Genomic DNA, 6962 nt, shown 5'->3' on the forward strand with positions numbered 1-6962 from the left:
ATTTATCATTCCTAACTCCTAACTCCTAACTCCTAACTCCTAACTCTAAGCTCTAAACTCCTAACTTTTTTAATTCTTCCCTTGGACTGGTCTCATCTTTGGCTTTATGTGTCTCCCCCGGTACTGGGTGGAGTTATTGGCTATTTCACAAATGATATAGCCATCAAAATGTTGTTCCGTCCTTACCGAGCAATTTACATTGCTGGACGAAGAGTACCCTTCACTCCTGGATTGATTCCCCGCAACCAGGAACGTCTGGCTCTGAACATTTCTAAGACAATCATGGGGTCACTGTTGACACCAAAAGAATTGCAAAATCTGGCGCGACGTTTGTTGCAAACAGAACGTGTGCAAGCAGCAATTCTCTGGTTGTTGCGGCTGGCGATTGAACAAATCAAAACAGATAAAAACGAGAAAAGTGCTAAAATTGTCGCTGGAATTTTGCGGGATTTACTAGGGGAATCTTTGCCCCGATTACTCAAAGTTTTAGCGCGACGTGAAGACTTTTTAGAAGTCCAGATAAATCAAATTTTTGACCAGATATTGCTGGAATTTCAATTGAGTGAAGAACAAGCCACACGGCTTGCTGATTGGTTGTTGCAAGCAGTTTTACCACCAGATGTGCTGCGGCAGACGATAGTTGATTTTTTGACAGATCGCACAATTCAAATTATTGATGAAGGCTTCCGCGAAAAAACCAGTGGGACTTATTGGGTAGTAGCAAATTTGTTTGGCTTACGTAATACTCTTACACGGCTACGAACTTTTTGCTTGGATGAAAAGGAGGCTACCAATAGTCGCTTGCAGGAATTGACTCAAGATTTGCAAATGCGCGATCGCATTAGAAAATTACTGCAAGATTTATCATTACAAAACTTGCCAATGGGTACGGTGCGCCAACTCCGAAAGACCACCCGCGAAAGTGTCCGCCATTACCTGCAAAACAGTGGCAGCGATTTTTTACAAGGATTAACTGATTCTGTTGATTGGGAAAATATTGCTGTAGTGCTGCTGAATCGTCTTAGTACTTCACCTGTTGTCAGTACTTCTTTAGAAGTCATGAGTCAAGAATTGGCTCTAATTTTAGATAAGTATTTGGAAAAAGATTTAGAAGTAATTGTGGCGCAAGTAATTCCGATTTTATCGATAGATCAAGTAATAGTTGACCGGGTAAAATCAACTTCACCGGCTGATTTAGAAGCTGCTATAGAAGGAATTGTGAAAAATGAATTGCAGGCGATTGTGACTTTAGGTGGTGTTTTGGGTTTTGTTATCGGGTTATTACAGACAGTGTTTTTAATATTAAGTCAATATTGATTTTGTGATTTTGGGTGTAAATTTTTATCAATTTATAGTTGCAAGTTGTCCAGATTGTGAAATGAGTGAAATTGAGCGATCGCTTCTTACTCGCACCTCTTCTCAAAAGGCGATCGCTCTCGTTTTTATTCAGAGCCACCCGGATTCATCAACAGTGTAATAAATACGAATTATGTTGACTCACCTTCTATCTCTGTTTGCAACAACTGTACATCTTCAATTGATAACCCAGTCAATTTTGCCACTTCCTCTAAAGGCATTTGGCTTTTGAGCAGATTAATCGCAACCCGCCGAATCCCCTCTTGTAAACCTTCGGCTCTACCTTCGGCTCTACCTTTTGCCTGAGCTTCAGCCTCAATCTCTTGATAAATTACAGATTCGCGCATATTGTCTCTCCGTAATACTCTTTGAATTAACCCTTTCTCTAATACTAGACCAGCTAAAATTGCTGTGGCAGCTGCGACATTATTCTGCAACCGTTGGTCAGAAATCCCGATAATTTCCTGTGCTACTTGCTGTAATATACCTGCACGGTCATCTGTCCCACCCAACACCGCGAATGGAAATAAACCTGGATAGCGCAAAAATACTTCTGTCGGCTGTTCCCATAATCGAACTACCTCGAACTCGTGGCGAGTACCAGCAATGGTAAAAGTATTTTGTTGCACGAGTTCTGAGCTTGTTTCTTTAAGATAGATCACCACTTGACGCATCTGCTTTTGGGGAAAGCGGCGATACACTCGCAGTCGATAGTCAATCATGCGAAATGGCATATTAACATCGGGTTGAGTCTGAAACTCTAGATGAAGCACTAGTTCAGTCGATTCCAATAAAATTAGTGCATCGGCTCGAATGGGTTCTAACGAGAGTTCAGAAGGACTTAACTCGGTCAGGGAAATTGGTTCTCCCAACAACCAAGTGGCAAAGTCGCTGGAAAAGTTTTCGGCGAGGAATTTGCAGATGTTATCAAACATCCAAAAATCCTACCACTCCAAAGTTTAAAAATTTGTTGTAGTCACTAAAAAGCTATTTTTAATGACGCAAAACTTGGAATTTTGAAAGAGCGATCGCTTAACTCAAAATCTGTGCTAAATCCAACACAAACCCAGGCAATACATCTTCTCCTGATAAGCTAGTAGGTGATGTCTCCGACGGGCTACGCCTACGCAAAACCTCTACACACTGTCCTGGGCGGTAAATTTCCACCTGTTGGTTCTGCGGATCAATCAGCCACCCTAAAGGCACACCGTTGTCAATATACTCCTGCATTTTTTGTTGCAAAGTCTTTAAGCTGTCTGAAGCAGAGCGTAATTCTACCGCAAAATCTGGAGCGAGTGGTAGGAATTTGTCGGGGTCTGGATTCAGGGCTTCTAATCGCTTGCGGCTTACCCAGGATGCATCTGGAGAGCGATTTGCACCATTGGAGAGTTTAAAACCTGTAGAAGAGTCAAAAGCCAAACCTGTGCCATCAACATCAGCCCAATTACCTAAGCGCTGTGTAAGTCTACTATTTCGATTTCCGCTTTCCCATCCAGTTGGTGGCATGATAATTAATTCTCCCTCTGCCGTGCGCTCAAGTCGCAAATCTCGATTATTCTGACACAGTTGGAAGAACTGCTCATCTGTTAATTCAATGGTAGGGCTGAGGTTCAGAATCAGGGCAGTCATAATTGCCTCTCAAGCTTTCTAACTGTAGCGTAGCACTGGGTTGACATACTAGGTTAACCATCTAACAATTACTAGAAAGCTATTTCCAATAATGTAGAAATTTGTTTCACTGTTATCTGTCTGATAACAGCAGATGAGAGTTGATGTTTTTTCTCTTAGCTTATGCTATCAGGATGCTGTATTCAATCACACCCTCTTATTATTCTGTTGACTCAGTGCATTTAGTCTAAATTTCCGAACCCGTCCTCGCCCAAAAGTAAAACAGAGTAAGCATTATAGCTCTCGCTCAATGTTTATGGCACCATTTTGCTATGCTACTATTTTTTTAGTATTAAATTTTACATAGAGTTTAAAATTATTTTAGTTCAAGGCTTATATTGTAAATCTGATTAATATTAAAGTGTATATTAAATGAAAGGAAGACAAAAAATCACTAGGTTTGACGGAATATCAAAATGGTTATCTAACTCAGTTAGTGAATCTGAAGATAAGCGGTACACACATCGTCTGCTCAAAGAAGATAAAAGCCAACGAGATATAATTCTCAATGAATTAATATTAATCGTTCAAAAAGCCCATGAAGATGCTCGATATCGTCTTCGTAAATTAGCAGGAAATTCTCTCGCTCCATTTGGGGATTTATCAGAAAGCGATCCAAGCGATGGCTATCCTGAGCGTCTTCATATTCAGACACTCAAAGGTTATTTTGGAGAGATATTTGCAGGAATTATTGCTGAAAATTTTGCTCCTTTTGGGCAAGATAATTGGGAAGTTCCCGCTTTTCTCTTTCGATTCCACCCAGTTGCGTTTCAGCATTTAGAATTTCTAAAGCAAACTGGAGAAACTGCAAAGCCACAACCTGGACGTACAGGTGATGATTGTCTTGCCTTTCGGCGTAATAGTGAAGGAGTAATTATTGCTTCTTTAATTTGCGAAGCAAAATGCACAGCCAATCATGATATCTGAAGCACATATAAAAGCAAATAAATCAAGTGGATATCCAGTTGATATTCCACAACTTATTGATATTTTGCAAGATTATAATGATGATTTATCTTTTAACTGGAAAAATGCTCTACAAGTTTTACAGCTAAAGATAAATCTAAATAAAGTTGATAAAAATTATGAGAGTTGTTATTTAATTAGTTACACATGTGGTCAGCATCCTGTCAAAAAGCTAACTTGGATGTCTCCTAATAAAGTACACGAAAAATATACAGCAGAAAGAAGACTCGAAGCAGCTGAAATTCATCTTCATGAAGTTGAAAATATTATTAAAACTATCTATATCCAGCAGAAAGTTTCTACACCTTCAACAGATATTCCTGCCCAGACAGTTCAACAACCAGATGATGCAGAGATTGCAAAAGCAAACTCTGATGTCATAGTAGAGGGTGAAGTTCTGCAAAATGAGATGACTCAACCAAGTAACGAAGTCATTGCTTTAGCGAAAGAACTACAAAATAGTCTGGCGGGTAGCAGGCTAACTCCAGCAATTGCCAAACTTTATAGCCAACATACCAGACTTCGCGCAGGAGGAAAGGGATTAACTGGGTGGCGAGAAAATGAAGCGGGTGAACAATTAAATGATGCTATGCGCCTTATTGAGGCTGCATTTATCCAGCGAGAAGTTGGAGATACTAACTGGCGTAATGGAATGCTACGGGCTGGTGAGTTATTTGAATGGCTATCTCATCCCCAACTAAACCCGGATTTTTTACCAATTCGTTTACTTGCAGCAGCTGTGTATGAACTTGCTGGTTATCCTGCCAGGGCTACAGGTTTACTCAATGAAGATATAAGTGAGGGGATAGAGTCAGAAATTCTACGTTCTTTGCTAAAAGCTGATTTTCCCAGTTTATTGCAACAACTGACAGAATATTGGGCAAATGCAACATCATCAAATTTCCAAACTGAAACAAGTCTTCTTTGGGATGACGCTGATACAGGTGCTGACAGATTTAACAAGTTAATTGTTAAAGAAACTGCTAGTTCTTTAGGAATTTTATGTGCAAAAATGCGCTGGGGAAATGAACCAAGACTAGAAAGAGCTATTGAAAAGCTTTCTGATATTGCTAAGGTGCTTCTTCATGGGCATGACACTTATTCTTGGCTTTTAGGAAAATTGTGTGCTGAAGTTACGTCTGTATATATACAAACTTCTCTACGACATCATCTAGAATTGCTTTCTCAGATGATTACTCCAAATGGTAGAAATTTCTTAGAACGTTATTTACGTCAAAGTTATCAAAAGTGTAAAGCTTTAGCATGGCGTTCTCAAATTTGTGGAATTGAACGACTGGTAACAGCAGAATCATTTGCACTCTGTACCCCTACAGGTTCAGGAAAAACAACGATAGCTGAAATTGCAATTTTGCAAAGTTTGTTTTTTGAAACAACAAACTCTAACAGCTTAAGTAACTCTGCTCCTTTAGTAATTTACTTGGTGCCAAGCAGAGCGCTTGCTACAGAAGTTGAATCAAGTTTGTCTCGTGTTTTAAAGCGCTCCACTAATAACAATGTCATAGTTACAGGTTTATATGGAGGTACTGACTGGGGCCCAACAGATGTATGGCTGACATCAGAACAGCCAACAGTTTTAATTTGCACTTATGAAAAAGCAGAAGCTTTGATGAAATTTCTAGGGACTCTATTTATCCGTAGAGTATCGCTTATTGTACTTGATGAAGCCCATACAGTTCAATTTGATGGTAATAAAAATTCTTTGCAGAAAGCTGAAAATAGAGCCTTACGCTTGGAATCTTTAGGTGCAAGACTGTTTACCTATGTAGAACAAAATCACAGCCGAATTGTTGCGCTATCCGCTGTTGCTTCAGAAACAGAAGTAGCATTAGCAAGTTGGATAGAGAATCAAACCAATGCTAGCCCAGCAAAGACATATTACAGAAGTACACGCCAATTAATAGGCCGGCTTGAATGTCTCACAGGAAGAGGATTTAGAATAAACTATGACTTACTTGATGGCAGAAGGTTAAGATTTGAGGAAGATGGTCAAGCCACACCCTTCATTCAGAGTCCATTTCTAACATATCCCCCTGCTGGTACATTAGAAACACACAAAAGTTCTGGAAAGCGTGTTCGCCCTTATCTATTCTGGACTGCTATGCACTTAGCATCACCAGATGATAAAGGACAGCAAAGAGCAGTACTGATTTCAATAACACAGCAAATTGGGGGTTATGCTGAGGATTTTTTGTATCTTTTAAATAAAAAATGGGCAAAAATATCAAAGCCTTTGTTTTTTCAACCGCCTTCAGAACCAGAAAAAGTTAAAATTTGGGAGAATTGTTTAGACTCTTGTGAAGACTATTTTGGTGCTGATTCCCGCGAATACCAATTACTAAATAAGGGAATTGTGATACATCATGGAAAAATGCCTGGGTTAATGGCTAGATTACTAATCGATTTAATAAGTGAGCGAATTATACATTTGGTTGTAGCAACTTCTACACTTTCTGAAGGCGTTAATCTCCCTTTTGAAACTGTTCTAATTCCCAGCTTACAACGTTGGTCAGATAACGATCAAAAGTATATAGACATTAATTATCGTGAATTTGGTAATTTGGTTGGTCGCGCTGGACGGCCTGGATTTGGGGCTGAAGGGCGTAGCTTAGTGGTTTTGCTTAGTAACTGGAGTTTAGACTAGGCAACAAGAAAAGACTCAGCAACGCTGAGTTGAAAAGAAACAGACTTCAGAGATGAAAATCTACACTACTAAGCAGATTCTGATTGCTCTTTGCGGGGCTTGGTTGTAGTTTTTTTAACTATGGGGTAGCGAATTCTACGTTTACGTGGTTGATCCGTCTTCCAGCCTGGAGACTTTCCGCGAGATTTGGGTGGTTGGGCTGGAGTACCAATCACCGCAAAAACTCCACCCATAGCTTGAGCAACTCTTCCAGGGGTTAATTTTTCGAGAGGCTTCTGCCAAGGTAGAGGATTGTCAGCAACGATATCAC

General features: G+C 39.8%; 5 protein-coding genes and 1 pseudogene. 3 read left to right on the forward strand and 3 right to left on the reverse strand.

All coding sequences use genetic code 11. The features are described from left to right. The first annotated feature begins 81 nt into the window (after positions 1 to 81). Positions 82 to 1317: a DUF445 domain-containing protein gene (locus F8R90_RS12905; RefSeq protein WP_196511071.1), complete on the forward strand. Its 1236-nt coding sequence runs from the start codon at positions 82 to 84 to the stop codon at positions 1315 to 1317. Positions 1318 to 1487: 170 nt separating this feature from the next. Here the strand turns inward: F8R90_RS12905 and F8R90_RS12910 are convergent, their stop codons facing one another. Next, positions 1488 to 2291 carry an Rpn family recombination-promoting nuclease/putative transposase gene (locus F8R90_RS12910; RefSeq protein ID WP_196511072.1) on the reverse strand — a complete coding sequence of 268 codons (804 nt, stop codon included), beginning with the start codon at positions 2289 to 2291 and terminating at the stop codon, positions 1488 to 1490. 97 nt (positions 2292 to 2388) lie between these two features. Continuing rightward, the gene (locus F8R90_RS12915; protein WP_196511073.1) at positions 2389 to 2985 is read right to left on the reverse strand and encodes a Uma2 family endonuclease; all 597 of its coding nucleotides are present in this window, start codon (positions 2983 to 2985) and stop codon (positions 2389 to 2391) included. A gap of 411 nt (positions 2986 to 3396) precedes the next feature. Here F8R90_RS12915 and F8R90_RS12920 point away from each other — a divergent pair, with 411 nt between their 5' ends. Continuing rightward, positions 3397 to 3951, forward strand: a complete 555-nt coding sequence (locus tag F8R90_RS12920; protein WP_196511074.1) for a hypothetical protein — start codon at positions 3397 to 3399, stop codon at positions 3949 to 3951. After that, the gene (locus F8R90_RS12925) at positions 3941 to 6652 is read left to right on the forward strand and encodes a DEAD/DEAH box helicase (RefSeq protein WP_196511075.1); all 2712 of its coding nucleotides are present in this window, start codon (positions 3941 to 3943) and stop codon (positions 6650 to 6652) included. Before F8R90_RS12920 ends, F8R90_RS12925 begins: the two co-directional genes overlap by 11 nt. Before the next feature lie 68 nt (positions 6653 to 6720). Here F8R90_RS12925 and F8R90_RS12930 read toward each other — a convergent pair. Further along, positions 6721 to 6962, reverse strand: a pseudogene (locus F8R90_RS12930) (NF041680 family putative transposase); the annotation flags it as partial.

The organism is Nostoc sp. NZL, from assembly GCF_015714705.1.
GTDB classification, from domain to species: Bacteria; Cyanobacteriota; Cyanobacteriia; order Cyanobacteriales; family Nostocaceae; genus Nostoc; species Nostoc foliaceum_A.